This window comes from Rhizobium sp. BK379 (assembly GCF_014193955.1).
Lineage (GTDB): Bacteria > Pseudomonadota > Alphaproteobacteria > Rhizobiales > Rhizobiaceae > Rhizobium.
The window spans coordinates 220,102-243,621 of sequence record NZ_JACIAD010000002.1 but is presented as its reverse complement, the minus strand read 5'-3'; the positions used below and the strand labels follow the sequence as shown (position 1 = coordinate 243,621).

The 23,520-nt window shown below is 60.1% G+C and carries 27 protein-coding genes; 20 read left to right on the top strand and 7 right to left on the bottom strand.

Going from position 1 to position 23,520, the window contains the following annotated elements:
- The first annotated feature begins 18 nt into the window (after window positions 1–18).
- From FHT93_RS12195 to ybaK, 10 genes are all read left to right on the top strand, one after another.
- Window positions 19–468: a PaaI family thioesterase gene (locus FHT93_RS12195; protein ID WP_029869127.1), complete on the top strand. Its 450-nt coding sequence runs from the start codon at window positions 19–21 to the stop codon at window positions 466–468.
- Window positions 465–1,103 carry a 5'-methylthioadenosine/S-adenosylhomocysteine nucleosidase gene (locus tag FHT93_RS12190; RefSeq protein WP_007813385.1) on the top strand — a complete coding sequence of 213 codons (639 nt, stop codon included), beginning with the start codon at window positions 465–467 and terminating at the stop codon, window positions 1,101–1,103. The genes FHT93_RS12195 and FHT93_RS12190 overlap by 4 nt, the downstream gene beginning before the upstream one ends.
- 193 nt (window positions 1,104–1,296) lie before the next feature.
- On the top strand, window positions 1,297–2,859 hold the full coding sequence (guaA, locus tag FHT93_RS12185; RefSeq protein WP_113013151.1) for a glutamine-hydrolyzing GMP synthase: 1,563 nt from the start codon (window positions 1,297–1,299) through the stop codon (window positions 2,857–2,859).
- A 373-nt stretch (window positions 2,860–3,232) separates the two neighbouring features.
- Window positions 3,233–3,952 (top strand): ParA family protein, encoded by a 720-nt coding sequence (locus FHT93_RS12180; protein WP_183847778.1) that lies wholly within the window; start codon window positions 3,233–3,235, stop codon window positions 3,950–3,952.
- A 311-nt stretch (window positions 3,953–4,263) separates the two neighbouring features.
- Entirely contained in the window at window positions 4,264–4,734 is a 471-nt protein-coding gene (locus tag FHT93_RS12175; protein WP_162709968.1) for a 2'-5' RNA ligase family protein, read from the top strand.
- A gap of 70 nt (window positions 4,735–4,804) precedes the next feature.
- A complete protein-coding gene (locus tag FHT93_RS12170) occupies window positions 4,805–5,866 on the top strand; it encodes a succinylglutamate desuccinylase/aspartoacylase family protein (protein ID WP_183847776.1) in 1,062 nt (353 codons plus the stop codon).
- Between the two features lie 102 nt (window positions 5,867–5,968).
- Window positions 5,969–7,099, top strand: a complete 1,131-nt coding sequence (locus FHT93_RS12165; RefSeq protein WP_183847774.1) for a TIGR03364 family FAD-dependent oxidoreductase — start codon at window positions 5,969–5,971, stop codon at window positions 7,097–7,099.
- Complete coding sequence (gene phnX / locus FHT93_RS12160) at window positions 7,096–7,875, top strand: phosphonoacetaldehyde hydrolase (protein ID WP_183847772.1); 780 nt, start codon at window positions 7,096–7,098, stop codon at window positions 7,873–7,875. Before FHT93_RS12165 ends, phnX begins: the two co-directional genes overlap by 4 nt.
- Before the next feature lie 70 nt (window positions 7,876–7,945).
- Window positions 7,946–8,296, top strand: a complete 351-nt coding sequence (locus tag FHT93_RS12155; RefSeq protein ID WP_183847770.1) for an ArsC family reductase — start codon at window positions 7,946–7,948, stop codon at window positions 8,294–8,296.
- 3 nt (window positions 8,297–8,299) lie between these two features.
- Window positions 8,300–8,773 carry a Cys-tRNA(Pro) deacylase gene (gene ybaK / locus FHT93_RS12150; RefSeq protein WP_183847768.1) on the top strand — a complete coding sequence of 158 codons (474 nt, stop codon included), beginning with the start codon at window positions 8,300–8,302 and terminating at the stop codon, window positions 8,771–8,773.
- Here the strand turns inward: ybaK and FHT93_RS12145 are convergent, their stop codons facing one another.
- Window positions 8,774–9,217 carry a MarR family transcriptional regulator gene (locus tag FHT93_RS12145; RefSeq protein WP_183847766.1) on the bottom strand — a complete coding sequence of 148 codons (444 nt, stop codon included), beginning with the start codon at window positions 9,215–9,217 and terminating at the stop codon, window positions 8,774–8,776.
- 101 nt (window positions 9,218–9,318) lie between these two features.
- On the opposite strand from FHT93_RS12145, the gene FHT93_RS12140 reads away from it, so the two are divergent.
- Together FHT93_RS12140 and FHT93_RS12135 are read left to right on the top strand one after the other, a co-directional pair.
- On the top strand, window positions 9,319–10,002 hold the full coding sequence (locus tag FHT93_RS12140; RefSeq protein ID WP_183847765.1) for a glutathione S-transferase family protein: 684 nt from the start codon (window positions 9,319–9,321) through the stop codon (window positions 10,000–10,002).
- A 127-nt stretch (window positions 10,003–10,129) separates the two neighbouring features.
- Window positions 10,130–11,383, top strand: coding sequence for an aminopeptidase (locus FHT93_RS12135; protein WP_112541912.1), 1,254 nt, complete (start codon window positions 10,130–10,132; stop codon window positions 11,381–11,383).
- Here the strand turns inward: FHT93_RS12135 and FHT93_RS12130 are convergent.
- The gene (locus tag FHT93_RS12130; protein ID WP_183847763.1) at window positions 11,331–12,251 is read right to left on the bottom strand and encodes an EamA family transporter; all 921 of its coding nucleotides are present in this window, start codon (window positions 12,249–12,251) and stop codon (window positions 11,331–11,333) included. The genes FHT93_RS12135 and FHT93_RS12130 overlap by 53 nt on opposite strands.
- Before the next feature lie 81 nt (window positions 12,252–12,332).
- Between FHT93_RS12130 and FHT93_RS12125 the strand changes: the two genes are divergently transcribed.
- Window positions 12,333–12,830: a MarR family transcriptional regulator gene (locus tag FHT93_RS12125; RefSeq protein ID WP_113013161.1), complete on the top strand. Its 498-nt coding sequence runs from the start codon at window positions 12,333–12,335 to the stop codon at window positions 12,828–12,830.
- On the opposite strand, the gene FHT93_RS12120 is transcribed toward FHT93_RS12125, so the two are convergent.
- Both FHT93_RS12120 and xseA read right to left on the bottom strand, forming a co-directional pair.
- Window positions 12,831–13,421, bottom strand: coding sequence for an NAD(P)H-dependent oxidoreductase (locus FHT93_RS12120; protein WP_113013162.1), 591 nt, complete (start codon window positions 13,419–13,421; stop codon window positions 12,831–12,833).
- A gap of 2 nt (window positions 13,422–13,423) precedes the next feature.
- Window positions 13,424–15,004, bottom strand: a complete 1,581-nt coding sequence (gene xseA, locus FHT93_RS12115) for an exodeoxyribonuclease VII large subunit (RefSeq protein WP_113013163.1) — start codon at window positions 15,002–15,004, stop codon at window positions 13,424–13,426.
- 578 nt (window positions 15,005–15,582) lie between these two features.
- Here xseA and FHT93_RS12110 point away from each other — a divergent pair.
- The gene (locus FHT93_RS12110) at window positions 15,583–15,825 is read left to right on the top strand and encodes a hypothetical protein (protein ID WP_112541918.1); all 243 of its coding nucleotides are present in this window, start codon (window positions 15,583–15,585) and stop codon (window positions 15,823–15,825) included.
- 10 nt (window positions 15,826–15,835) lie between these two features.
- Here the strand turns inward: FHT93_RS12110 and FHT93_RS12105 are convergent, their stop codons facing one another.
- On the bottom strand, window positions 15,836–17,683 hold the full coding sequence (locus tag FHT93_RS12105) for a hypothetical protein (protein ID WP_183848385.1): 1,848 nt from the start codon (window positions 17,681–17,683) through the stop codon (window positions 15,836–15,838).
- 156 nt (window positions 17,684–17,839) lie between these two features.
- On the opposite strand from FHT93_RS12105, the gene FHT93_RS12100 reads away from it, so the two are divergent.
- Together FHT93_RS12100 and FHT93_RS12095 are read left to right on the top strand one after the other, a co-directional pair.
- Complete coding sequence (locus FHT93_RS12100; protein ID WP_112541919.1) at window positions 17,840–18,835, top strand: glycosyltransferase; 996 nt, start codon at window positions 17,840–17,842, stop codon at window positions 18,833–18,835.
- Window positions 18,832–19,221, top strand: a complete 390-nt coding sequence (locus tag FHT93_RS12095) for a GtrA family protein (RefSeq protein ID WP_112970091.1) — start codon at window positions 18,832–18,834, stop codon at window positions 19,219–19,221. Before FHT93_RS12100 ends, FHT93_RS12095 begins: the two co-directional genes overlap by 4 nt.
- On the opposite strand, the gene FHT93_RS12090 is transcribed toward FHT93_RS12095, so the two are convergent.
- Entirely contained in the window at window positions 19,218–20,204 is a 987-nt protein-coding gene (locus FHT93_RS12090) for a Gfo/Idh/MocA family oxidoreductase (protein ID WP_112970092.1), read from the bottom strand. The two genes, FHT93_RS12095 and FHT93_RS12090, sit on opposite strands and share 4 nt — an antisense overlap.
- A gap of 180 nt (window positions 20,205–20,384) precedes the next feature.
- On the opposite strand from FHT93_RS12090, the gene FHT93_RS12085 reads away from it, so the two are divergent.
- Both FHT93_RS12085 and FHT93_RS12080 read left to right on the top strand, forming a co-directional pair.
- Window positions 20,385–21,332 carry an aldo/keto reductase gene (locus FHT93_RS12085; RefSeq protein ID WP_183847761.1) on the top strand — a complete coding sequence of 316 codons (948 nt, stop codon included), beginning with the start codon at window positions 20,385–20,387 and terminating at the stop codon, window positions 21,330–21,332.
- A gap of 14 nt (window positions 21,333–21,346) precedes the next feature.
- Window positions 21,347–21,790, top strand: a complete 444-nt coding sequence (locus tag FHT93_RS12080) for a GNAT family N-acetyltransferase (protein ID WP_183847759.1) — start codon at window positions 21,347–21,349, stop codon at window positions 21,788–21,790.
- On the opposite strand, the gene FHT93_RS12075 is transcribed toward FHT93_RS12080, so the two are convergent.
- Entirely contained in the window at window positions 21,780–22,397 is a 618-nt protein-coding gene (locus FHT93_RS12075; protein ID WP_183847757.1) for a hypothetical protein, read from the bottom strand. The two genes, FHT93_RS12080 and FHT93_RS12075, sit on opposite strands and share 11 nt — an antisense overlap.
- Before the next feature lie 144 nt (window positions 22,398–22,541).
- Here FHT93_RS12075 and FHT93_RS12070 point away from each other — a divergent pair, with 144 nt between their 5' ends.
- Both FHT93_RS12070 and FHT93_RS12065 read left to right on the top strand, forming a co-directional pair.
- On the top strand, window positions 22,542–23,042 hold the full coding sequence (locus FHT93_RS12070) for a ferritin-like domain-containing protein (RefSeq protein ID WP_183847755.1): 501 nt from the start codon (window positions 22,542–22,544) through the stop codon (window positions 23,040–23,042).
- 107 nt (window positions 23,043–23,149) lie between these two features.
- A complete protein-coding gene (locus FHT93_RS12065; RefSeq protein ID WP_113114779.1) occupies window positions 23,150–23,509 on the top strand; it encodes a nuclear transport factor 2 family protein in 360 nt (119 codons plus the stop codon).
- Window positions 23,510–23,520 lie beyond the last annotated feature (11 nt).

Below are 23,520 nucleotides of genomic sequence, written 5' to 3'. Positions count from 1 at the left end.
GGTCGCGAGAGGGCTGCGATGAACGATACCGACAGAGGCGATTTCCGGGAGCGGATCCGCCAGAGTTTTGCACGACAGGCCGCCATGCACACCATCGGCGCGGAGTTGACGCGTATCGAGCACGGCATGGTGGAAATCGAGCTTCCTTTCGACGTCAAACTGACACAGCAGCACGGCATTTTGCACGCAGGCGTCATTTCCGCAGCGCTCGATTCGGCCTGCGGTTTTGCAGCTTACAGCGTCATCGATGCCGAAGCCTCGATCCTCACGATCGAGTTCAAGGTCAACCTCATGTCGCCGGGGCGCGGCGAACGCTTCCTCTTCAGGGGCGAGATCACCAAGCCCGGCTCCAACATCATCGTCGCCGACGGGCGAGGTTATGCGATCAGCGATGGGCCGGCCAAGCTCATCGCGTCCATGACCGGGACGATGATGGTCATTCGCGGAAGAGAGGGAATTACGGGATGAAATTCGAACTGAAGTCGGTTGCAGGCAAGTCCATCCTGTTTGTCATGGCCGCGGAGGCCGAATATGGCCCGTTCCTGCGCTCGCGCATCGAACCGCTGATGACTGGCGTCGGGCCGGTCGAGGCAGCAATCGCGATCACCAAGTCACTCTCCCGTCTCGATGCTTCGGACGATCTGCCTGATCTGGTGGTTTCGCTCGGCTCGGCCGGTTCGGCGCGCCTGCAGCAGACCGAAGTCTATCAGGTGACCTCCGTTTCCTATCGCGACATGGATGCCTCGCCGCTCGGCTTCGAAAAGGGCAAGACCCCCTTCCTCGACCTGCCTGCGGACCTCGACCTGCCGCTGCGCATTCCCGGCATTCCCGAAGCCACGCTTTCGACCGGTGGCAACGTTGTTTCCGGTGCCGCCTATGCCAATATAGCTGCCGACATGGTCGACATGGAGACCTATGCGGTGCTGCGCGCCTGCCAGGGCTACAAGCTGCCGCTGATCGGCCTTCGCGGTATTTCCGACGGCGCGGTCGAGCTGCAGCATATTTCCGGCTGGACGGAATATCTGCATATCGTCGACCGCAAGCTTTCCTATGCCGTGGACAGCCTTTTCACTGCCCTGGAGGACGGCGTTTTCTGGTTCTAGAGCGTGTCGCGCAATAGTGTGCAGCGGCTTTGCGATAACAACATGCGAAGACAAAAGCTTGAGGAGCGGCAGCGAATATGAAAGATCGCGACACGCTTCAAGCGCTGAAAACAGGGACAATCGGGACAATAAAACCCTGACACGGCCGAATTCCCGCATTGCAAGAAGAGGCGCTTTTCATTAAAGGCTCGCCATGACCCAGACAGCACATCCCGACAGCGTTCTCATCGTCGATTTCGGCAGCCAGGTGACCCAGCTCATCGCACGTCGCGTGCGTGAAGCCGGCGTCTATTGCGAGATCGTTCCTTTCCAGTCCGCGGAGGAAGGCTTCAAGCGCCTCCAGCCGAAAGCCGTCATTCTGTCCGGCAGCCCGGCCTCGACGGTCGATGAGGGATCGCCGAGGGCGCCGCAGATCATATTTGACAGTGGTCTTCCGGTGTTCGGCATCTGCTACGGACAGCAGACGATGTGCATGCAGCTCGGTGGTTTGGTGGAAAGCGGCCATCACCGCGAATTCGGCCGTGCCTTCCTCGAAGTCGATGAGGACTGCGTGCTTTTCGAGGGCCTCTGGTCCAAGGGCTCGCGCCACCAGGTCTGGATGAGCCATGGCGACCGCGTCACCAAGCTGCCCGAGGGCTTTGAAGTCGTCGCGACGTCGTCCAACGCGCCCTATGCTTTCATCGCCGACGAAAAGCGCAAATATTACGGCGTGCAGTTCCATCCTGAGGTCGTGCATACGCCCGACGGCGCCAAGCTGATTGCGAATTTCATCCATAACATCGCCGGCATCAAGGGCGACTGGACCATGTCGGCCTATCGCCAGAAGGCGGTCGAGGACATTCGCAAGCAGGTGGGTGACAAGCGCGTCATCTGTGCGCTTTCCGGTGGTGTCGACTCCTCCGTCGCAGCGCTGCTGATCCACGAGGCCGTTGGTGATCAGCTGACCTGCATCCTCGTCGACCACGGCCTGATGCGCAAGGACGAGGCGGCTGGCGTCGTCGCCATGTTCCGCGAGCACTACAATCTGCACCTGATCCATGTCGACGCTTCCGATCGCTTCATCGGCGAGCTGGAAGGCGTTTCCGACCCGGAAACCAAGCGCAAGATCATCGGCCGCCTGTTCATCGAGACCTTCGAGGACGAGGCCAAGAAGCTCGGCGGCGCCGATTTCCTCGGCCAGGGCACGCTCTATCCCGATGTAATCGAGTCCGTCTCCTTCACCGGCGGCCCGTCGGTCACCATCAAGTCGCACCACAATGTCGGCGGCCTGCCGGAGCGCATGAAGATGCAGCTCGTCGAGCCGCTGCGCGAACTCTTCAAGGATGAGGTTCGCGCCCTCGGCAAGGAACTCGGCCTGCCCGACAGCTTTATCGGGCGACACCCCTTCCCCGGTCCGGGCCTCGCTATCCGCTGCCCCGGCGGCATTACCCGCGAAAAGCTCGACATCCTGCGGGAAGCCGATGCGATCTATCTCGACGAGATCCGCAAGGCCGGCCTCTATGACGCGATCTGGCAGGCTTTCGCCGTGCTGCTGCCCGTCCAGACTGTTGGGGTCATGGGCGACGGCCGCACCTATGAATTCGTCTGCGCGCTGCGCGCCGTCACCTCGGTCGACGGCATGACGGCGGATTTCTACCACTACGACATGGAATTCCTCGGCCGCGCAGCCACCCGCATCATCAACGAAGTCCGCGGCATCAACCGTGTCGTCTACGACGTGACCAGCAAGCCGCCTGGCACGATCGAGTGGGAATGAAGATCCCGGGAACCCGACACGGGTTCCCGTTTTGCCTCTGCTCCAGAGGAGCGTGAATGATAGGCAAAACAGCTGAACAGCGGGTGTTTCAGCATCTAGATCCTGCCAGAGCTAGAGTACTCAATTCTACTTATGAAAAACCGCTGCCGGTTTTATAGGGCTGCGTGCTGACCATCTCAGGCGTGGCTATCCTGAGGCCCCACCCTCATTGATTACCCCAAAAAAAATCAACCTCGGACAGCATGATGAGACAGCGCCACGCAAGGTTGCTGTTTGACCTTTTCGTCTCATCACTGTGAAAGCTGCTGTTCATAAAATCCGAGACGCACCTCTCCCAGGGATGATGCCGCCAACTCATCAACCCGAGGTATCGATGCCAATACTTACTTTTGCGAATACGAAAGGAGGCGCCGGCAAAACGACGGTCGCTCTCGTTCTCGCCACAGAACTGGCTCGCCGTGGCCATCGCGTTTCCGTTCTGGATGCCGATCCCCAGCAATGGGCCACACGCTGGCATCGCCTGACTGGTGACGCAGCGGAATTCGCTGTCGTCCCCGGTGTCACCGAAAATACGATCGAACAGCAGGTCAAGGACCTGAAAAAGCGTGGCGGCTACATCATCGTCGATCTGCCGGCCGGTCTGAGCCCGGCTATGGCGAAAGCCATCGGCTTTTCCGACCATGTGCTGGTTCCGGTCCAGGGATGCGCAATGGATGCCGTCGGCGGTGCGCAGGTGCTTGAGATCATGAAGCAGCTTGCTGCCCAGCATGATATCCGCATCCCGCATTCGGTCGTGCTGACGCGCATCAGCTCGATCATCACCACTCGCGCGCTGCTCGCGGTCAAGGGCCTACTCGCAAAGCAGCAGGTCAATATCGTCGACACGGCACTGATCGAGCGTGCCGCCTATCGCGACATGTTCGTTTCCGGTGGCAGCCTCTATACGATGGATCCTGCCCGCGTCAGCAATCTCGATAAGGCGCAAGACAATGCCCGTATGCTGGCAGACGATGTCCTTCGTCTCGCACCGCCGAAGGCAGCCCGCGCAAAGTCCGCCAGGAAGATGGCCGAGGTCGTCAAGAACGCTGCCTAATCCATGCCTCAAGGCTTGATTGATCCCAGCAGACGGCTGCCGCAAAGGTGGCCGTTTCTGTTTTGAGTATCCTCGCAGTAACGTATGTTCATGTTTTGTTCTTGACCGGAACGCCAATCCCAGTATGCTCCTCCTCGTAAAAACAAGGAGGCGGGCGATGTAGTCCGTAGTTCAAATGCCTCTTTCCACTCGATCCGAATAGCGCTGGCCCCCGGAAGAAATCCAATCTCGTCGGGAAATTTCACGACAGGATTTTCTTCGCACTTCGTCCAACTATCGAAGCGGCATCCGAGGCGCTGGATATCGCGCAAGTGTATCGCAATAGACATTCTCTGACCGTGCCCTCGCGGCCCAACGCACTGCTTCATGTCACGCTGAACGGCATCGGCGCCTACCGTCGGCTGCCGGATGATATCGTGTTCAGCGCTGAACAAGTCGCCGCGACAGTGCGCGTCCAACCGTTCGAAATTGTTCTCGACGAAGCCATGAGCTTCACGCATCCGGGCCAACCGCAAGCCTTCGTCATCTGCGGCAGGCAAGAAAACGAAGGCCTGCTGGATCTTCGCAACCAAATCCAGGAAGGTCTCTACGAGGCCGGACTACCCTATAATGTCGGCGGACATCTGACGCCGCACATGACGATGCTCTATGATCGCAAGACCGTTCTGCCCGAAAAGCTCGACCGACCCGTGCGCTGGATGGTACAGGAATTCCTGCTGATCCATAGCATCTACGGGAAGAGCGAGCATCGCGTCGTCAACCGATGGCCCCTGATCGGCTGAGCTGCGCTTGCACCGCGGGTGGGGATTCTTGTAAAACTCCCCACTCAATATGCACATGCGGAGCAAGACAGTGGACGTTTCAGAGATCATCCTCCCCGGCGATACACCAGGTATCGAATGGCGCTTGCCAGTCATGCGCTTCAATGGAAAGGATCCTGCAGCACCCAAGGTCTATATCCAGGCTGCCTTGCACGCCAACGAACTGCCGGGCACGGCGCTCGTGCATTTTCTCTGCGGCAAGCTGCGCCAGGCTGAAAGCGAGGGGCGGATCGCGGGCGACATTACGCTCGTGCCGCAGGCAAACCCCGTTGGAGCGGCACAATCGCATTTTGGTGAATTGCAGGGTCGCTTCGATCTGGGATCACGAACCAATTTCAATCGTGATTTTCCGCTGATCTCGATCCGTGATCGGGCAGAGCTGCTTGACGGATCCGATAATTACCCGGCTATAGATCGATTGAAACGAGAGCTGATATATATGGCGCTCGGGGCCGATCTGGTGCTCGACCTGCATTGCGATGATGAATCGCTGCAATATGCCTACATCGACGAAGCCTTCTGGCCGGAGGCTGCTGACCTTGCCGATGCGCTCCACATGGAAGCGGTGCTGCTTTCAGATGGCGAGAGTTCCGCCTTCGAAGAGGCGGTCGGTTTTGCGTGGAAGTATGAGGTGCCGGGCGAGCGTAAGGCCAAGCTTCCCGGCAAACTTTCGGTGACTGCGGAACTGCGCGGCCGCCGTGACGTCTATCCCGATATGGCCGAGAAAGACGCCGAGGGGCTGCTGCGCTTCCTGATCGGGCGCGGTGTGGTCAGCGGCAAAATTGCCGGAGACAAGACCTTCTCCGGACCAGCCGTGCCGCTAGACAATGTCGAGATCCTGCGTGCGCCGCAGGGTGGTACCGTGCTCTTCCACCGCAACGTCGGCGAGCATGTCTCGGAAGGAGAGCTTCTGGCGACGATCGTCACCCGGCCCGGCTTTGCCGAAGGGGATATCGATATCCGGGCGCCACAGGATGGGCTGTTTCTCACACGGACATCTGATCGCCTTGTGCGCCGGCGCGGCGACCTGATGAAGATCGCCGCCGACAAGCCAAGCAGGGCGACGCGAAAGGCCGGTACACTGGAAGACTGACCGGCGTTCTTTTCAACACGCGAATGTAAAGCTCGCGCAACTGTCACACAGGCTTCAAGAAAATCCGCCAAGCCGTTGCAGACATGTTGCGAAGGAGCTTTCATGCCGCATTACGACATTGCGATCGTCGGCGCGGGAATTGTCGGGCTGGCGCATGCGCTGGCGGCGGCAAAGCGCGGCAAACGGGTCGTCGTTGTTGACCGCGACGCCCAGGCAAATGGCGCCTCGGTGCGCAATTTCGGCTTTGTGACGGTGACCGGCCAGCAGGCAGGCGACTGCTGGAACAAGGCACGCCAGGCCCGCGATATCTGGGCCGAGATCGTCGATGACGCCGGCATCGACGTGCTGCAGCGCGGGCTGCTCCTTGCTGCTAGGCTCGACGAATCCGAAGCCGTCATCGATGCCTTCCTGCGCACTGAGATGGGCGAAGGCTGCGAAAGGCTGACGCTCGACGAAGGACGCCGGCTTGTGCCGGCGCTGCGACCGGAAGCGGGGCGCTTCACACTCTATAGCCCGCATGAACTTCGTGTCGAATCCCGCACAGCCATTCCGCTGCTCGCCCGCTATCTCGAAGTTAAATATGGCATCGAGTTCCGCCGCTCCACAGCAGTGAATGCCGTCGAACCGCCGCGGATAGAGACGTCAACCGGTCTGATCGAGGCGGAGACCGTGGTTGTTTGCCCAGGCGACGATTTCAAGAGCCTGTTTGCGGACCGCATTGCTGCCTATAACGTCACACGCTGCAAGCTGCAGATGATGCGTGTCGTGCCGGCCCAGCGGGTTTCGCTCAGCACTGCGGTCATGTCCGATCTTGGCCTCGGACGTTATCTCGGCTATGCCGAATTGCCTGAAGCGACGGCCCTGAAGGCGCGGCTTGACCGCGAATTCAAGCCAGAGCGGGAAAACGGCATCCACCTGATCGTCACGCAGTCGGAAGACGGATCGCTAATCGTCGGCGACAGCCATCATTACTCCGAAACGCCCGATCCCTTTGGACTGGAGCGGGTCGACCGGCTGACCCTCGACGAAATGGATGCCGTGCTCAACCTGCCGGGTCGCTTCATTACCGAGCGCTGGATCGGCACCTATGCCTCCGCTCCAGACCGCTGGCGGCTTACCGACAGGCCTTCCGATGCGCTGCGCATTGTCGTGGTTACGGCAGGCTGCGGTGCTTCGACCGCCTTCGGCATCGGCGAAGAAACCATCGACGATCTCTACGGGAGCGCAGCATGACACAATTCAAGGCAGTGGTCTTCGACTGGGCCGGCACGGTTATCGATTTCGGATCCTTCGCACCGATGGGCGCCTTCGTGGAAACCTTCGGCAAGTTCGGCGTCGAGGTGACGATCGCCGACGCGCGCAAGCCGATGGGGCTCCCGAAGCGCGCGCATATCGCCGCGATGCTGGCCGAGCCGCATATCGCCGCCCGCTGGCAGGCGGCCCAAGGCACGCTTCCGGACGAGGCGGCCATCGACCGTGTTTACGAACTCTTCGTGCCGCTGAATGAAGCTGTCGTGACCGATTATTGCGCGCTGGTGCCTGGCGCGATCAAGACGATCGAATATCTGCGCGAGCGGCAGATGAAGATCGGCTCGACCACAGGCTATACACGCTCGATCATGGAGCGCGTGCTGCCGCTTGCCGCCGAACAAGGTTATGCGCCCGACAATCTGATCTGTGCCGATGATCTGCCGCTTGGCCGGCCGACGCCGATCGGCATGTATAAATGCTTCCTCGACCTGATGGTCTATCCGGCCTCTGCCGTGCTGAAGGTCGATGATACCGAACCCGGCATTGCCGAGGGTGCTGCCGCAGGCTGCGTCACCGTTGGCGTGACGCTCTCGGGCAACGAGGCGGGGCTGACATCTGAAGAGCTGGATGCGCTTTCGCCAGAGGCGCGAGCCGTGTTGCACAAGCGGATCGGCGAGAAGCTGATTGCTGCCGGTGCCGACTACGTTATCGAAACGGTGGCGGACCTGCCTGCCCTTATCGAAGAGCTTGAGGGATAAAGGGCCGACGGCGTTTGCAGCGCTGATACAGCGTGGTATCTCCCTCCAAAAACAGGGAGATCGAACCGGCATGGCCGTCACCATCTACGGTATCAAGAACTGCGACACGATGAAGAAGGCCCGCAACTGGCTGGACGATCATAAGGTCGCCTACGACTTTCACGACTACAAAGCCGTCGGCATCGACCAAGCGCATCTGGAACGCTGGATCGATGAGGCGGGCTGGGAGACGGTGCTGAACCGCGCCGGTACGACATTCCGCAACCTGCCTGACGCCGCGCGCGAAAATCTCGACCGCGATAAAGCCATCGCGCTGATGCTCGACCAGCCGTCGATGATCAAGCGGCCAGTACTGGAAACTGGCGGCAAGCTGCTGATCGGCTTCAAGCCGGATATCTACGCGCAGGCGTTCAAGGGCTGAGCCATGTCCAAGACCACTCGCGCCACTCAGGTCCTCACACAAGCCGGCGTCGCCTTCACGGTTCACACCTATGACTATGATCCGAACGCCGAGCGCGTGGGGATGCAGGCAGCCGAAGCGCTCGGCGAGGAGCCGCATCGCGTGTTGAAGACGCTGATGGCGGAGGTGGACGGGAAGCCGGTCTGCGTGGTCGTGCCTTCCGACCGCGAGGTCAGCATGAAGAAGCTCGCGAGCGCCTTTCATGGCAAATCGGCCAACATGATGAAACCGGCCGATGCGGAGCGGCTAACGGGATACCATGTCGGCGGCATCAGCCCGTTCGGGCAGAAGAAGATCGTATCGACGGCGATCGAGGAAACCGCTCTTGCCGAACCGCTCGTCTATATCAATGGCGGGCAACGCGGGCTGCAGGTGCGGCTCGATCCGAAAGAGGCGTTGAAGGCACTGAAGGCCGCCGCCGCACCGCTGATCGCCTGATCAGAGAAAGCGGTCCAGCAGGCCGGCGATCGTCCTCGCCTCGCCTTCTGAAAGCTTGCCGCCGATATGAGTTTCGATTGCTTTGCCATAGACGGTCCACATGCGCTCCCGAAGCTGCCGGCCGGCATCAGTGATCACAACCCAGCGGCCGCGACCATCTTGTGCGAAGACCTCGCGACCGACGAGGCCCTCCTTTTCCAGCCGATCGATCAAACGGGAAAGATTGTACTGCGCCAGCAGTGTCCGCTCCTCGAGCTCATAGGGGCGCAGCCTGCCCGATTGCGAGCGCGCCAATTCCCAAAGCACGTCATACCAGGCAAGCGGTGGCATGCCGGCTGTCTTCAAATCGGCTTCGATCAAGCCCAGCAGCCGCTCGCGGGCGCGCATGAGGCGTGTCCAGGCAGAGACGACGGCTTCGTTCGGCTTCGGCATATTCTCAGACATGAATGCAAATACATCTATCTTGAAACTCAAGACAAGCGATATTAGATGCATCTGCATGCATATGAAGCCAACGATCCCTTGCAAACCTCCAGGAGACTTTCATGAGCAAGCTTACCCTCATCAGCCATCATCTTTGCCCCTATGTGCAACGCGCCGCGATCGCGCTCCTCGAAAAGGGCGTACCATTCGAGCGGATAAATATCGATCTTGCCGACAAACCGGATTGGTTCCTGAAAATCTCACCCCTCGGCAAGGTGCCCTTGCTCCGGATTCAAGAGGACGACGGTCGCGAAGAGGTGTTATTCGAAAGCAGCGTGATCTGCGAATATCTGGAGGAAACACAGACAGGTACGGCGCTGCATCCCGCCGATGCGCTGACCCGCGCCCGCCATCGCGGATGGATGGAGTTCGGCTCATCCGTGCTTTCCGATCTCTGGGGCTATGAGACGGCGCAGGATGGGGCGCAGCTGGAGGCCAAGCATAAGGCGCTTGTTACCAAATTCGTGACGATCGAGGGTACGCTGGCGGACGGACCCTATTTCGCCGGGACGAGCTTCAGCCTCGTCGACGCGGTCTTTGGGCCGATCTTTCGCTACTTCGACCTGTTCGATACGCTCGGCGACAGCCCCATCTTCGATGGTCTCGAGCGGGTCCAGCGCTGGCGCAAGGCGCTGGCCGAGCGGCCAAGCGTCAGGAACGCCGTCGGTGAAGACTATCAGCAGCGGCTGATGGAATTCCTCGAGAAGCACAATTCGGTCCTACTCCGGCTGCCCGCCGCCGCTTGACGCGTGCGCACCAGCGGCCGGACATGCTCCGGCCGCGCTCAAATTGGAGGTGGCACGCTTCATTTTCGCCGTAAAGGGGTCTAAGTCTTTCACCTCCCGTCGCAGATATCAGAAGGCAGGTTGACCCATGACGTTTATGCCCCAGAGCCACAGCTCCGTCGATCCCGGCAAACTCGAGAAACTTGCAGAAGTCGCCATCAAGGTGGGCCTGCAGCTTCAGCAGGGGCAGGATCTCGTCATTACCGCGCCGGTCGTGGCGCTACCGCTGGTGCGACTGATCACCAAGCACGCCTATCTCTCGGGCGCCGGCCTGGTTTCGACCTTCTATTCCGACGAGGAAACGACGCTGGCCCGCTACCAGTATGCCAGCGACGAAAGCTTCGACCGGGCTTCCGGCTGGCTTTATGACGGCATGGCGAGAGCCTACGAAAAGGGTGCTGCCCGCCTCGCGATTGCCGGCGACAACCCGATGTTGCTGGCGGAGCAGGATCCGAGCAAGGTCGGCCGCGCCAACCGCGCCAATTCCACGGCCTATAAGCCGGCGCTGGAGAAGATTTCCAACTTCGACATCAACTGGAACATCGTTTCCTACCCCAATCCTTCCTGGGCGAAGGTCGTCTTCCCGGACGATCCGGAAGCAATCGCCATTGCCAAACTCGCCAAGGCGATCTTTGCCGCATCGCGTGTCGATGTGCCCGATCCGGTCGCCGCCTGGGCCGAGCACAATGCCAATCTGCGCAAGCGTTCTTCCTGGCTGAACGGCGAGCGTTTCGCTTCACTGCATTTCACCGGGCCGGGCACGGACCTGACCGTCGGCCTCGCGGACGGCCATGAGTGGCACGGCGGCGCCTCCACGGCGAAGAACGGCATTACCTGCAATCCGAATATTCCAACCGAGGAAGTCTTCACCACGCCGCATGCGCTGCGCGTGGAAGGCCATGTATCCAGCACCAAGCCGCTCTCACATCAGGGCACATTGATCGACAATATCCGGGTTCACTTCGAAGGCGGCCGCATTGTCGAGGCCAAGGCTTCACGCGGGGAGGAAGTGCTGAACAAGGTGCTCGACACGGATGAAGGCGCTCGCCGGCTGGGCGAAGTGGCATTGGTGCCGCATTCCTCGCCGATTTCAGCGAGCGGCATCCTCTTCTACAACACGCTGTTCGACGAAAACGCTTCCTGCCATATCGCACTCGGCCAGTGCTATTCGAAATGTTTCCTCGACGGCGCATCGCTCAGCCAGGAGCAGATCAAGGCGCAGGGCGGCAATTCCAGCCTGATCCATATCGACTGGATGATCGGCTCCGACAAGGTCGATATTGACGGCATCAAGCCCGATGGCTCGCGGGTACCGGTGATGCGCCAGGGCGAGTGGGCATAGTACCGGCCTTCGGCATCAGGCCGCGCTGGCTGAGCCAGACGCTGACCAGCACCATGGCAAAGCCTGCAAGCTGGATCGGCGTCAGGCTCTGGCCGAGTGCCAGCCAACCGAGCAGGGTCGCGACAACCGGGCTCAGGAAGCCTAGCGACGCCGCGGCCGAAGGCTCTATGCGCGAGAGCCCTCGGAACCACAGCAGATAGGTGAAGGCAGCACCGACGAGGCCAAGCCAGGCAATGCCGAGGATATTGGCTGTCGTCGGCACGGGAAGCGCCGGCTCCAGGAAGAGTGCCACGGGGACGAGCAGAATGCCGCCTGCGGTCAATTGCCAGGAGGTAAAGGTGAGGCTGGAGACGGGCGGCTGCCAATGGCGGGTCAGCACCGTACCGAAAGCCATGGAGACCGCGCCAGCGAGACCTGCGACGACCCCAACGGGATCGAGGGCCGCATTCGGCGTCAGCACCAGAAGTGCGACACCTGCGATGCCGATCAGGCCGGCCATAACGGCAATGAAGCGGATCGGCTTGGCGAGAAAGATGCGCGAGAGCGCGATGACGATCAGCGGCTGTACGGCGCCGACCGTCGCGGCCACGCCGCCGGGCAGGCGATAGGCTGAAACGAAGAGCATCGCCCAGAAGAACGAGAAGTTCAGGGCGCCGAGAATGAAGACGCGGCTCCACCAGATGCCCGTCGGCAGGTTCCGGACAATCAGCAGCAGAAGCAGCCCTGCCGGCAGCGCCCGCAGCATTGCAACCGTCAGCGGGTAGCCATGCGGCAGGAAGGATGTGGTGACGAAATAGGTGCTGCCCCAGATGGCGGGGGCAATCGCGGTCATCAACACATCGGTCGCGTATCGAATGTTTGTCTTCATTTCAAGAATCTCTACTTCAAGATAAATTCAGAATAGCGTGTTTTATCTTGACGTCAAGATACCTGCTGATATCGATGCAGCATGGACAAGGAGAAATCAGATCACGTCGACAGGATCCTGGCGCAGTGGCGGCGCGAGCGGCCGGAGCTGGATGTCGAACCCATGGGGATCTTTGGCCGGCTGAAGCGGCTGACGACGCATATCGGCCGCGAAGTGGACGCGGTTCTGCTCAAGCACGGCCTTTCCTCTTCCTCCTTCGATGTGCTGGCCACGCTTCGCCGTTCCGGCGCACCCTACCGGCTTTCGCCCGGAGAGCTGCTCGGCATGACGATGGTCAGCTCCGGCACGATGACGAACCGGATCGACCAGTTGGAAAAAGCGGGCTTGGTGGAGCGCCTGTTCAATCCCGAAGACCGGCGCAGCGTGCTGATTGCGCTGACCGAGAAGGGTTTGGCAGCGGTGGAAGAGGCGGTCGGGGCGCATGTCGCCAACCAGCAGCGACTGACACGCAACCTGACGGCAGAAGACAAAGCCGAGCTCGACCGGTTGCTGAAAAAATTCCTGTCCGATTTCGAATAGTCAGACGGCAGCGAGCGCCTTTCGGACGCGCTCCAGATGCGTCTTACGCTTGGCGTCCGTCGCGCGGTCCATGTCGTGCAGGCTCAGCATCCGGAACTTCACTCGCTTGGCGCAGAAATTGGCGATGCCGCGCTTCAGCAGGCGTCGGACGGGATTGCCCATATAGAGATGCACCAGCCACCAGGGCGAACCAGTCGTCGTCAGCGCGTAGAGCAGCTTGATATTGGTGAGCTGCGGCACGATACGGCCGCCGGCGACATCATGGGTGAAGGCGACGCCCGGCGCAAAGACGCGATCGATGAAGCCCTTCAATATGGCCGGGAAGTTGAACCACCACTGCGGAAAAACCAGAATGAGACCGTCAGCCGCTTGCAGCCGTGCAACGATACCGGCGACGGCGGACGTATCGTAGGGCACATCAAAATAACCGCCCCGCTCGGCCCTGGACAGCCGTGGGTCGAAATCCTCCGCATAGAGATCCAGGAGATCGACAGTATGGCCGGAGGTTTCGAGGGCCTCGCGAGCAGTCCGCGCCACAGAAGCGGCGAAGCTTTCGGGCAGCGGATGGGCGAGCACCAGCAGAATGTGCATTGCTAGAACAGGCTTCCCTGCTTCGGTGGTTCGCCGGCCTTGATCGTGCGCTTCCTGCCCCCTGATGGCGCAGCGCCGCCTTCCGTCGTCATAGCGCCGACGCGGCCGTCGGCGAACTCAATGGCGATGCCCATGCCGGCGGAGAGTGCCGATGCCTGCGAGACCGGCCTGTTCTCCTCATCGCGAATGACGGCATAACCTCGCTTCAGCACGTTCTTGTAGGAGAGAGACTGAAGAACGCGGTCTTGCGCTGCCAGAGCTGCGCGGGCGCGAGCGAGCTGATGACCAATAGCGCTGTCGGCATGGCGGGAGAAATTGGCAAGGCGGTCCCGAGCACGACCCGTCTGTGTGGTCAATCTAGCCGGCACGGATGACAGAACGACACCGAAGCGTTCGACACGGGCTTTCAGATTGTCGATGCGGCGTTCGACGACACGCTCGGCCCGCGCCATGCGTTCGTTCAAAAGCTGCCGACGCTCGGTGATGCGGTTGGAGAGCACGTCCGGCCGCAGATGCGAGGCAACACGCTCGAAACCGCGGCGTTTGTTGATGGTGTTGAGCTCCAGGCCGCGACCGAGACCGGCAGCGGCCTCATCAAAGCGGCGTCGGGGCAGCGCCAGCAGCTGATCGAGCGACGGCAGGGCGCGCATCAAGGCGCGGACGGACTGGCGGCGCTGATCCATCTGGCGGCTCATGCAGCCCTGCAGACGGGCAGTGAGACCTGCGACCTGGGCCTCGAGCTCGGCCTTGACGGGCACGGCCATTTCAGCAGCACCGGTCGGTGTCGGGGCGCGGATATCGGCGGCGTAGTCGATCAACGTCCAGTCGGTCTCGTGGCCGACAGCGGAGATCAGCGGAATCCGGCTATCGGCTGCGGCCCGCACGACGATTTCGTCGTTGAAGCTCCAGAGATCTTCAAGGCTGCCGCCGCCGCGAGCGACGATCAGCACATCAGGGCGCGGGATCTCGCTGCCATGCTCCAGAGCGTTGAAGCCGTTGATGGCGTTTGCCACCTCCTCGCCGGAGCCCTCCCCCTGCACCTTGACCGGCCAAACGATGACATGGACGGGGAAACGATCGGAGATGCGATGCAGGATATCGCGGATGACGGCGCCCGTCGGCGAGGTCACGACACCGATCACCTTGGGCATGAAAGGCAGACGCCTCTTGCGCGAGGGATCGAACAGGCCTTCGGCACCGAGACGGCGCTTGCGCTCCTCGATCAGCGCCATCAACGCGCCGGCGCCGGCGGGCTCGAGCGTCTCGATGACGATCTGGTATTTGGAGGAACCGGGAAAGGTCGTTACCTTGCCGGTCGCGATCACCTCCATGCCCTCTTCCGGGCGGAATTTCAGTCGGGAAAACGTGCCCTTCCAGATGACCGCATCGATCCGCGCGCGATCGTCCTTCAGCGAGAAGTAAGCATGGCCCGAGGAATGCGGACCACGGTAACCCGAGATCTCGCCGCGCACACGCACCTGATCGAAGGCTGTCTCGACGGTCCGCTTGATGGATCCGGAGAGCTCAGAGACCGAATATTCCGCAAGATTGGTAGGCGAATCGCCGTCAAAGACATTGCTCATCCCCTCTTTCTATTTTGATCGCCCTTAAACTGAAAGGTCGGGGCCGGGGAAGGGCGAATTTTTATTCAAAAAACGGTGGGAGACCCAAGAAATAGGGATATCGCTACTCTAAAAAAAATCTTAGTATCATTCATGTTCGTAGGGAGTGGCGAACACCCGACCCGAAAATGAGCATGTTGGTGACAGTGAAAATTCCCCGTCGATGAGCGACGCGGGAACGGTCGCTTCTATCATCGTCGCCCTTGCTCAACCTTATAGGTTTCGGCTCGCCCTCTTTCCGAACAACTGGTCGATCAGGCGCGATCGAATTGACAGCGTAATGCTGCTTCGTGCGAACGCGGATGTTGCAGCCGGAGAGTTCCGTTTACGTAAATGGAAAAGTAACGGAACTTTTCAGCCTGTAACAGAGTTGAACTGTATCGAAACACATGCCCGGCGCGAGCCGGAGGAAATGCCGTCAGGTGAACGCATCCGTAACCATGGCTGCAAGTGCAGCTTTCATTAAGGGTGGCCAATAAACTTTTGTTAGCGGAGGACCCCTAGGTTCCTCGCAAACGACCTGAAGAAGAGGTGACAACATGATCATCCTGACAGCAACCACCCTGGGCCTCACCGCTGGCCTTATGCGCTCAGCCGGCGTCATTGCAATCGTCGCCATGCTGATCGCTGTAACCTTTGCCATCGCCGCGATTGTGTCTGGCGGTGCGGTTTCATTCCTGGCGCTTTTCTACACGATCATCGGTTACAATGCCGGCCTGTTGCTTTATCTCGGCGGCCTCTTTACCACCGATCGCCTGCGGGCTGTACTCGTCCACTCCTGAAAGACGGGACTCAGTCCGACGCCGGCCGATAACGGAAGAACTGGACGCCGCTGTCCGCAGCTTTTGGCAGCGGATCGAGATACCCAGGAATATTGCCGTTGCCAAGTTGTGCATAAAGCCCGTCGGGCTTCAATTTTGCGATTTCGCTTGTCTGCAGATCATCCGGGCAGAAGGCAACAACAGTAACGCCCGCTCCCTTCAGAAAGGCCTCTGCTTCCTGCGGCTCGGCCAGACCTATATGCATCTCGGTCAGCATGCCGCCTTGGTTGCGATGATAGGGCGCCGATAGAACACGGTTAGCGGTGTAGCGCAGGATCGGCACACCCATTTCCGACGGCGCCGAGACGAGACCCGCAGGCAGGCCGCCAAGCGGCGCGAGCGCCTGCCTGGAGGAACATGACGGTCTATCCGCCACCTCCGTATTCTTCGTCTTGTTGACCTGCATTCCGACAAGCGCACCGCCGACGGCCCATACCGCCGGCACGCTTGCCAGGACCGTCACGATATAGATGAGGGCAGCCGCGGCATTTTCGCTGTCGCCGTTCGACACGCGGCGCACGTCGATGATCAGCAAGGCAAGCGGCAGGATGGATAGCAGATTTGAAAAGACGGCTCCCCGGACCTGAACCAGTGCAACCGCCCAGCTGACGCTCAAGAGTGCCAGAAGGACGAGATGGACTTGCACGCGATCGCCCTGCACGGAGCGGAAAATACAGACGGCAATCGCGAGCAGGCCAGGCGCATAGAATGCGCCAAGGGAAAAGGGATCTGTCCTGCCAAGAGCGAGAATGGATTGCGCTTCCGAGACATTGCGCAGCCAGAGTTCGACCAGCATGGGATCGAGGTCGGCAAGCGGATTGCGCAGGCATTCCGGGGCAATGACCATGGCGGAGCCGAAAACACCGGCGCCGACAGCCGCAATCACGGCAAGACGCAAGCCGCGGCCGAGACGGCTCGCAAAGATCGCGGCGGCGAGCAGCAGACCACCGCCAATGGTTGCCAGGCTGTAGAAGCCGAGCGAAAGATTGTCGCAAGTCACCGCTGAATAGTGCTGTGGCGGTACCGTTACAAAGAAGAGGATGCTGATCGCAACAGCGAGGCTGAGGCCGAAAGCTTTGGTGGCGGCGGCGAACGGCTCGCCTTCCCAGACCCAAAGCAGCGCGACGACAAGGCAATAGATGGCAACGAAGGGCGTGGTTTCCGCGCCGATCGCGATCGCCAGGGCGGCTGACGCGCCAGCAACGACGTAGTTCCAGGCGCGCTGCTTTTCATCGAAGAGCATCGCCACCATGGTTGCGACGAGCGCGAGCTGAGCATTGTGGTGATCGATGGCGCCTGGCGCAAAGCGATTGCCGGTATAGACCGCCATGCCGGCAAAGCAGAAAGACAGGTGCATGCCGGCAAGGCCGCCGACACGCCGTCCGGCAAGACCCATGGCAAGCATGGCAGGAAAAACGAGCGACAGGGGCCAGACCACGAGTGCAGCAGCTTCCGCAGCATCATGGCCGAGCAAGAGGCCGAAGAAGCGGATCAGTGCAGCGATCGGCAAGTCGATCAGCCGCGACCAGTGCATGAGCGTGCCTTCGCCGAGGCCGAGCCGATACTGCATCAGATCGAACCAGCCCTGCCCGTTCAGAAAGTCCCTGACCTCCACGAGGCGCATGCCGTCATCATTGTCGGGGCCGACATAATCGACCGGACCCCCGGCGTATTTCATGACCACGATAATGCCGATCAGAACAAGGCTGTAGATGAGGGCGGATGGCAGGAGACGCGTCAGCAGCTGCCGAATATTGCCGATGATTCCAGTCCTGACTGATGTGGCTTGCGCCTTGGTGATCGGCTGCACTGCGTTCATCATGATAGCCAGGTCGTTACGTGATAGGCAAACCTTAGCCTTGGCTTATCAAGAAAGTGTAAACCACAGGACGCGACAGCTTTCGCTTCTTATAGGGGCTTGTTAACGCAGCATGGCGTAAATTCGCTGCGGTTTCTTTGTAACGAGTGTAACCCCATGGCGCGATCGCTCAGCGAAAGTCCTGACATTGCCGTTCTGCTTCCCTGCTACAACGAAGCGGCGACGATCGGGGCTGTCGTCAGGGGATTTCGGGCGGCATTGCCCGATGCGCATATCCATGTCTACGACAACAATTCCACTGACGGCACGGCGCTGCATGCCATGCTTGCCGGCGCGCATGTCGTGCGCGAGCGGCGTCAGGGCAAGGGCCATGTGGTGCGGCGCATGTTCGCCGACATTGATGCCGACATCTATATCATCGCCGACGGTGATGGGACCTATGCGCCTGAGGATGCCGAAGAGCTGGTGCGGACACTGCTGACGGAAAGGGCCGATATGGTGGTCGGCACGCGGCGCGGCGTCCATGATGATGCCGGCCGGCAGGGACATGCCCTCGGCAACCGGCTGTTCAACATCCTTTATCGCGCAATCTTCGGACCTGACTTTACCGACATCTTCTCCGGCTACCGGGCCTTCTCGCGCCGTTTCGTCAAGAGCTTCCCCGCGGTTTCCGGCGGTTTCGAGATCGAGACGGAGATGTCGGTGCATGCGTCGCGGCTGAAACTGCCTGTCAGTGAACTGGAATTGCATTACGGGCGGCGCCCGGAGGGCTCGCATTCGAAGCTCTCGACCTTCCGCGATGGTGGCAAGATCCTCTGGATGTTTGCGATGCTGATGAAGGAGACGCGGCCCTTCGCCTTCTTCGGCACGATCAGCGCGTTCTTCATGCTGGCAAGTCTCGGCTTCATGGGCCCGGTGCTGGCGGAATATTTTGCGACCGGCCTCGTCAGCCGCATGCCGACCTGGGTGCTTTCGACGGCACTGGCGATGATCTCCATCATGCTGTTTACTGCCGGCGTGATCCTCGATTCCGTTGCGCGGGCGCGGGCTGAGCAGCTGCGTATCCATTATATGAGCCTTGCAGCACCGGTTTCGGTAAAGGATAAAACCTCAGCCATAACGCTCGATGGCAAGAAGGCGGATGCCGCATGAAGAAGCTCATTCGTTTCGCGATCGCCGGTGGCCTTGGCTTCATCGTCGATGCATGCGTGCTTGCTGCCCTGCTACACCTGACGCCACTCGGCCCCTTCATTGGCCGGCTGATTGCCATTGCGCTCGCAATGGCGACGACATGGGCCTTCAACCGGACATTCACTTTCGACCGGTCAGGCCGATCGCTGGCAGCAGAAGGCTTCCGCTACGGCTCAGTCGGCGTGACAGCAGCCCTCGTCAATTATGGGCTTTATTCGGCGCTGCTTCTGTCATTACCGGCGCTGCAGCCGCTCGTCGCGATGGTGCTCGCGACCGCAGCGTCGATGTTCTTCAGCTTCTTCGGCTATTCCCGCTTCGTCTTCCGCGGCAAAGCCGAGAAAAACTAGACGGCTTCCCAACCATCCTTCTCGCTGGCGCGGTAGATGGCGTCGATAGCCTTCTGATTGAGCCTGGAATCTTCCAGCGTGACGATTTCGTCCTTTTCGCCTGCGGCAGCACGGGCAAATGCTTCCGCCTGGCACCTGTACTGGCGGCTATCCTGAAAGCGAATGATCCGGGATTCGCTGTGACCGCGATCGGTCACTTCGATCTCCTCCGGCCCCCAGCGATTGGCGTTGAACGGCGACTTGACCTCGATATAGCCGTCGGTGCCGTGGAAGACCATGATCTGGCGGCCGGCCATCTGGGTAGAGATATAGAAGCTCAGTTCGAAATCGCCGAAATCGGCCTTGACGCTGGAATAGATATCGGTGCCGAACTCGGCATCGCGCTCGGTGATTGCCTGGACCCAGGACGGCTCCTTGCCGGTGGAAAAGCGGGTACTGATAACAGGATAGACCCCGATATCAGGCAGGCCGCCGCCGCCAAGCTCGGGGATGTTGCGCATGTTGCCGGGGTCGCGGTTGTAATAGGTAAAGGCGCCCTGGACATGACGAAGCTCGCCGATCGCCCCCTCCTGCAGCAGCGAGCGAACCTTCCGCCAGACCGGCGAATAGGTGACCATGAAGGCCTCACTGATAATGACCTTGTTGCGGTCGCGCGCGGCGATGAGATCGTCGATCTCGGAGGCTTTCAATGCAATCGGCTTTTCGCAGAGCACATGCTTGCCGGCATTGGCGGCCTTGATCGACCATTCGACATGCTGTGAGGTCGGCAAAGGAATATAGACGGCATCGATCGTGTCCGACGCCAGCATTTCCTCATAGGAGCCGAAGGCATGCGGCACGGAGAAGCGGTCCGCCATTTCCCGGGCACGCGCAAAATCACGGCTGGCAATAGCGGTGATGACGCAGTTTTCCGCGTCCTGAATGGCTGGAACGACATTATCCCGGCCGATCTTGGCCGTTGAAAGTATACCGAAACGCAACATGAAAGGTCCTCCTGCAATCGATCGGGCGCACCTTATTCAGCCCTCTCATGCGGCGCAATGGCGCGACGGGCGATCACGGAAGTTTGGTTTCCCTCGAAGGCAGTCCGCGCTAGGTTAGTGACGAACGGCGTTCTGCCGTTTCCTCCGATTTCAATCACTTCAGCATTTTGGGAGAGCGCCATGGAAATGCGCCGGCTTGGAAAAACAGGTCTTTCGGTCTCGCCGATCGTCTTCGGCGGCAATGTGTTCGGCTGGACGGCCGATGAAAAAACATCCTTCGACATTCTGGACGGCTTTTTCGACGCCGGTCTCAACACGATCGATACGGCCGACGTCTACTCCGCCTGGGTGCCGGGCAACAAGGGCGGCGATTCCGAGGAGATCATCGGCAAATGGCTGAAGAAGGGAAAGGTTTCTCGCGACAAGGCGGTCATCATCACCAAGGTCGGCTCGGACATGGGCCAGGGCAAGACGCTGAAGGCCGGCTATATCCTGAAGGCAGTCGAGGATTCGCTGCGCCGGCTGCAGACCGACTATATCGATCTCTATCTGTCGCACTGGCCGGACACGGACACGCCGCATGAGGAATCGCTCGGCGCCTATGCGAAGCTTCTAGAACAAGGCAAGATTCGCTCCGTCGGCTGCTCGAATTATGATGCGAGCCTGCTGCAGGCTTCCTTCGATGCCGCCGATAAGGCCGGCCTGCCGCGCTATCAGGCGGTGCAGCCGGAATATAATCTCTATGAGCGTTCGAGCTTCGAAGGCCCGCTTGCCGATCTCTGTGTGAAGGAAGATATCGGCGTCATCACCTATTTCAGCCTCGCAGCCGGCTTTCTCTCCGGCAAATACCGCAGCAAGGCGGATACGGAGGGCCGCGCTCGCGAAGGCCGCGTTTCGCAATATCTCAACGACAAGGGCATGCGCATCCTTGCCGCACTCGACAAGGTCTCGGCTGAGACGGGCGCCAAGCCGGCGGAAATCTCGCTCGCCTGGCTTCTGCGCAAGAAGGGCGTGACGGCGCCGATCGCCAGTGCTACGAGCCTGTCTCAGCTTGAAAGCCTGGTGAAATCGGCAACGCTCGCGCTCTCCGACGAGGCGATGGCGCTGCTCGACGAGGCCGGCGCCTGAAACGAGGTGATGGCATGACCGTGACGATCCGCGATGCGAGACCCGAGGATGAGGCGCGCTGGCGTGCGCTCTGGGCGGACTATCTCGCTTTCTACGAGGTCGCCGTCGATGCCGATATCACCGATTCCACCTGGCGCCGGGTCTTCGATCCGGCGTCGGCAATCTTCATGCGGGTAGCGGAACTCGACGGCGAAGTCGTGGGCTTCACACTCTGCCTGACGCATGAAGGCACCTGGATCCGCGGCAAGGACTGCTATCTCGAAGACCTGTTCGTATCAGAGGATGTGCGCGGAAAGGGTGTCGGCCGGGCACTGATGGACGACCTCGTGGCCCTCTGCAAGAAGAACGGCTGGTCGCGGCTCTACTGGCATACGAGTGAGCAGAACAGGACGGCCCGTGCACTCTACGACACTTATGTCGAGAGTGATGGCCACATCCGCTACCGCATCAATTTCTGAGTTGCGGAAAGCCTTCATACCATTCGGAATGATCGCCCTCCCAATTGGCCATGCCCGGCTTGGTCAGGATGCCGCGCGGACGCACGTAGCTCTGGATCACCCGCTTCGGCCGCTCGTGCCACTGGATATTGAAAGCCCATAGCTTCGGGAAGAAGCAGAGCGAGGCATAGGGCAGGTGGTCGTGGATCCACCAGGCGAGCCTCTGCCAATCGCTTTCATCATTGTAACGATCGACCATCCAGGGCACGGCAATGCAGACGGCAGCGCCCATGCAGCCGTCGAAATCGCGCATGTCCCATATGTGGTGGGCGGCAGTCGTGGAATTGGTCGAGCAGTTGAGATTGTTTTCATTGCCGAAGCGGTTGACCTCGGGCGCCCGGTAGCCGGAGCGGATATGGAGGCGCCCGAAGGTTGCTTCCAGCGGCTCCAGAAGTTCTTCGCAAAGCCGCCTGCCTGTCTCGATGGCGAGATCAGGATTTTCGGGAATATTCGGAATACGGTAGAAATCGGCGATTTCGGAATGAAGGAAATCGCGGAAGAAGAAGTTCTTCGACAGCCGCACCCGCCCGAGATCCTCCAGCCCCTTCATCGATCCCGGTTTCTTCATGTTCCGCCCTCCCCGATCCCTCCTGATATCATTGCCAGGAGGACCAAACCGCGCCACCCGATTTCCACGGGAACAATTAGCATAGTGAATGCTTCTATGCAGTGTCGCCGCAAGGGCGGAAATCTCCCAATAAGGAACGGAACAATGGCCAAGGAAAAGACGCTGGAAGATCTGTTTTACGATACCCTCAAGGACATCTACTTCGCCGAACGCCAGATACTGCGAGCCCTGCCGAAAATGGCGCGCGCCGCCCAGTCGCAGGAATTGAAGGCGGGTTTTGAAAAGCATCGCGAAGAGACCGAAAGTCACGTCGAGCGACTGCAGCAGGTTTTCGAAATCATCGGCAAGCGCGCCCAGGGCAAGACCTGCGAAGCAATTCAGGGCATCATTGCCGAGGGCGAGGAAATCATGGAGGAGTTCAAGGGGACGGCAGCTGTCGATGCTGGCCTGATTTCCGCGGCCCAGGCCGTCGAACATTATGAGATCGCCCGCTACGGGACACTGAAAACCTGGGCGCAAACGCTGGGCTTCAAGGACGCTGTTACGCTTCTCGACCAGACACTGCAGGAAGAAGGCAAGACCGACCAGATCCTGACGAAGCTTGCGACATCTGCCGCAAACCAGAAGGCTTCACGCGCAGCTTAGCGCATGCAAGAAGAGCAGCCGTCACGCGCTGCTCTTCTCCCTCTGATCTTGTCTTCGCCCGCCATGCCCCTATCCTTTCCGCTGGGAATATGGGACGAGGTATCGATATGGCCGACAGGCAGGCAATCGAAGCAACGGTTCATCTCTATGTCGAGGGTATGGCCTTCGCCAATGAGGCGGCCTTGAAGAAGGCCTTTCACCCGAAAAGCTCTGTTATCGGGCACTATCAGAACGCAGTGGAATGGCTCTCACGCGACGAATTCATCGCCGCTATTCTCGAAGAAGGGGCCGCGCCGCCCGGCACCCAGCCTTACATGGATATAGACAGCATCGATATATCAGGTGACGCGGCAACCGTGAAAGTGACCGACGATTTTGCCGGCATGCGCTTCACCGACTATCTGTCGCTGCTGAAGATCGATGGTCGCTGGACGATCGTGAGCAAGCTCTACCATCTCCATCTATGAAAAGACCGGCA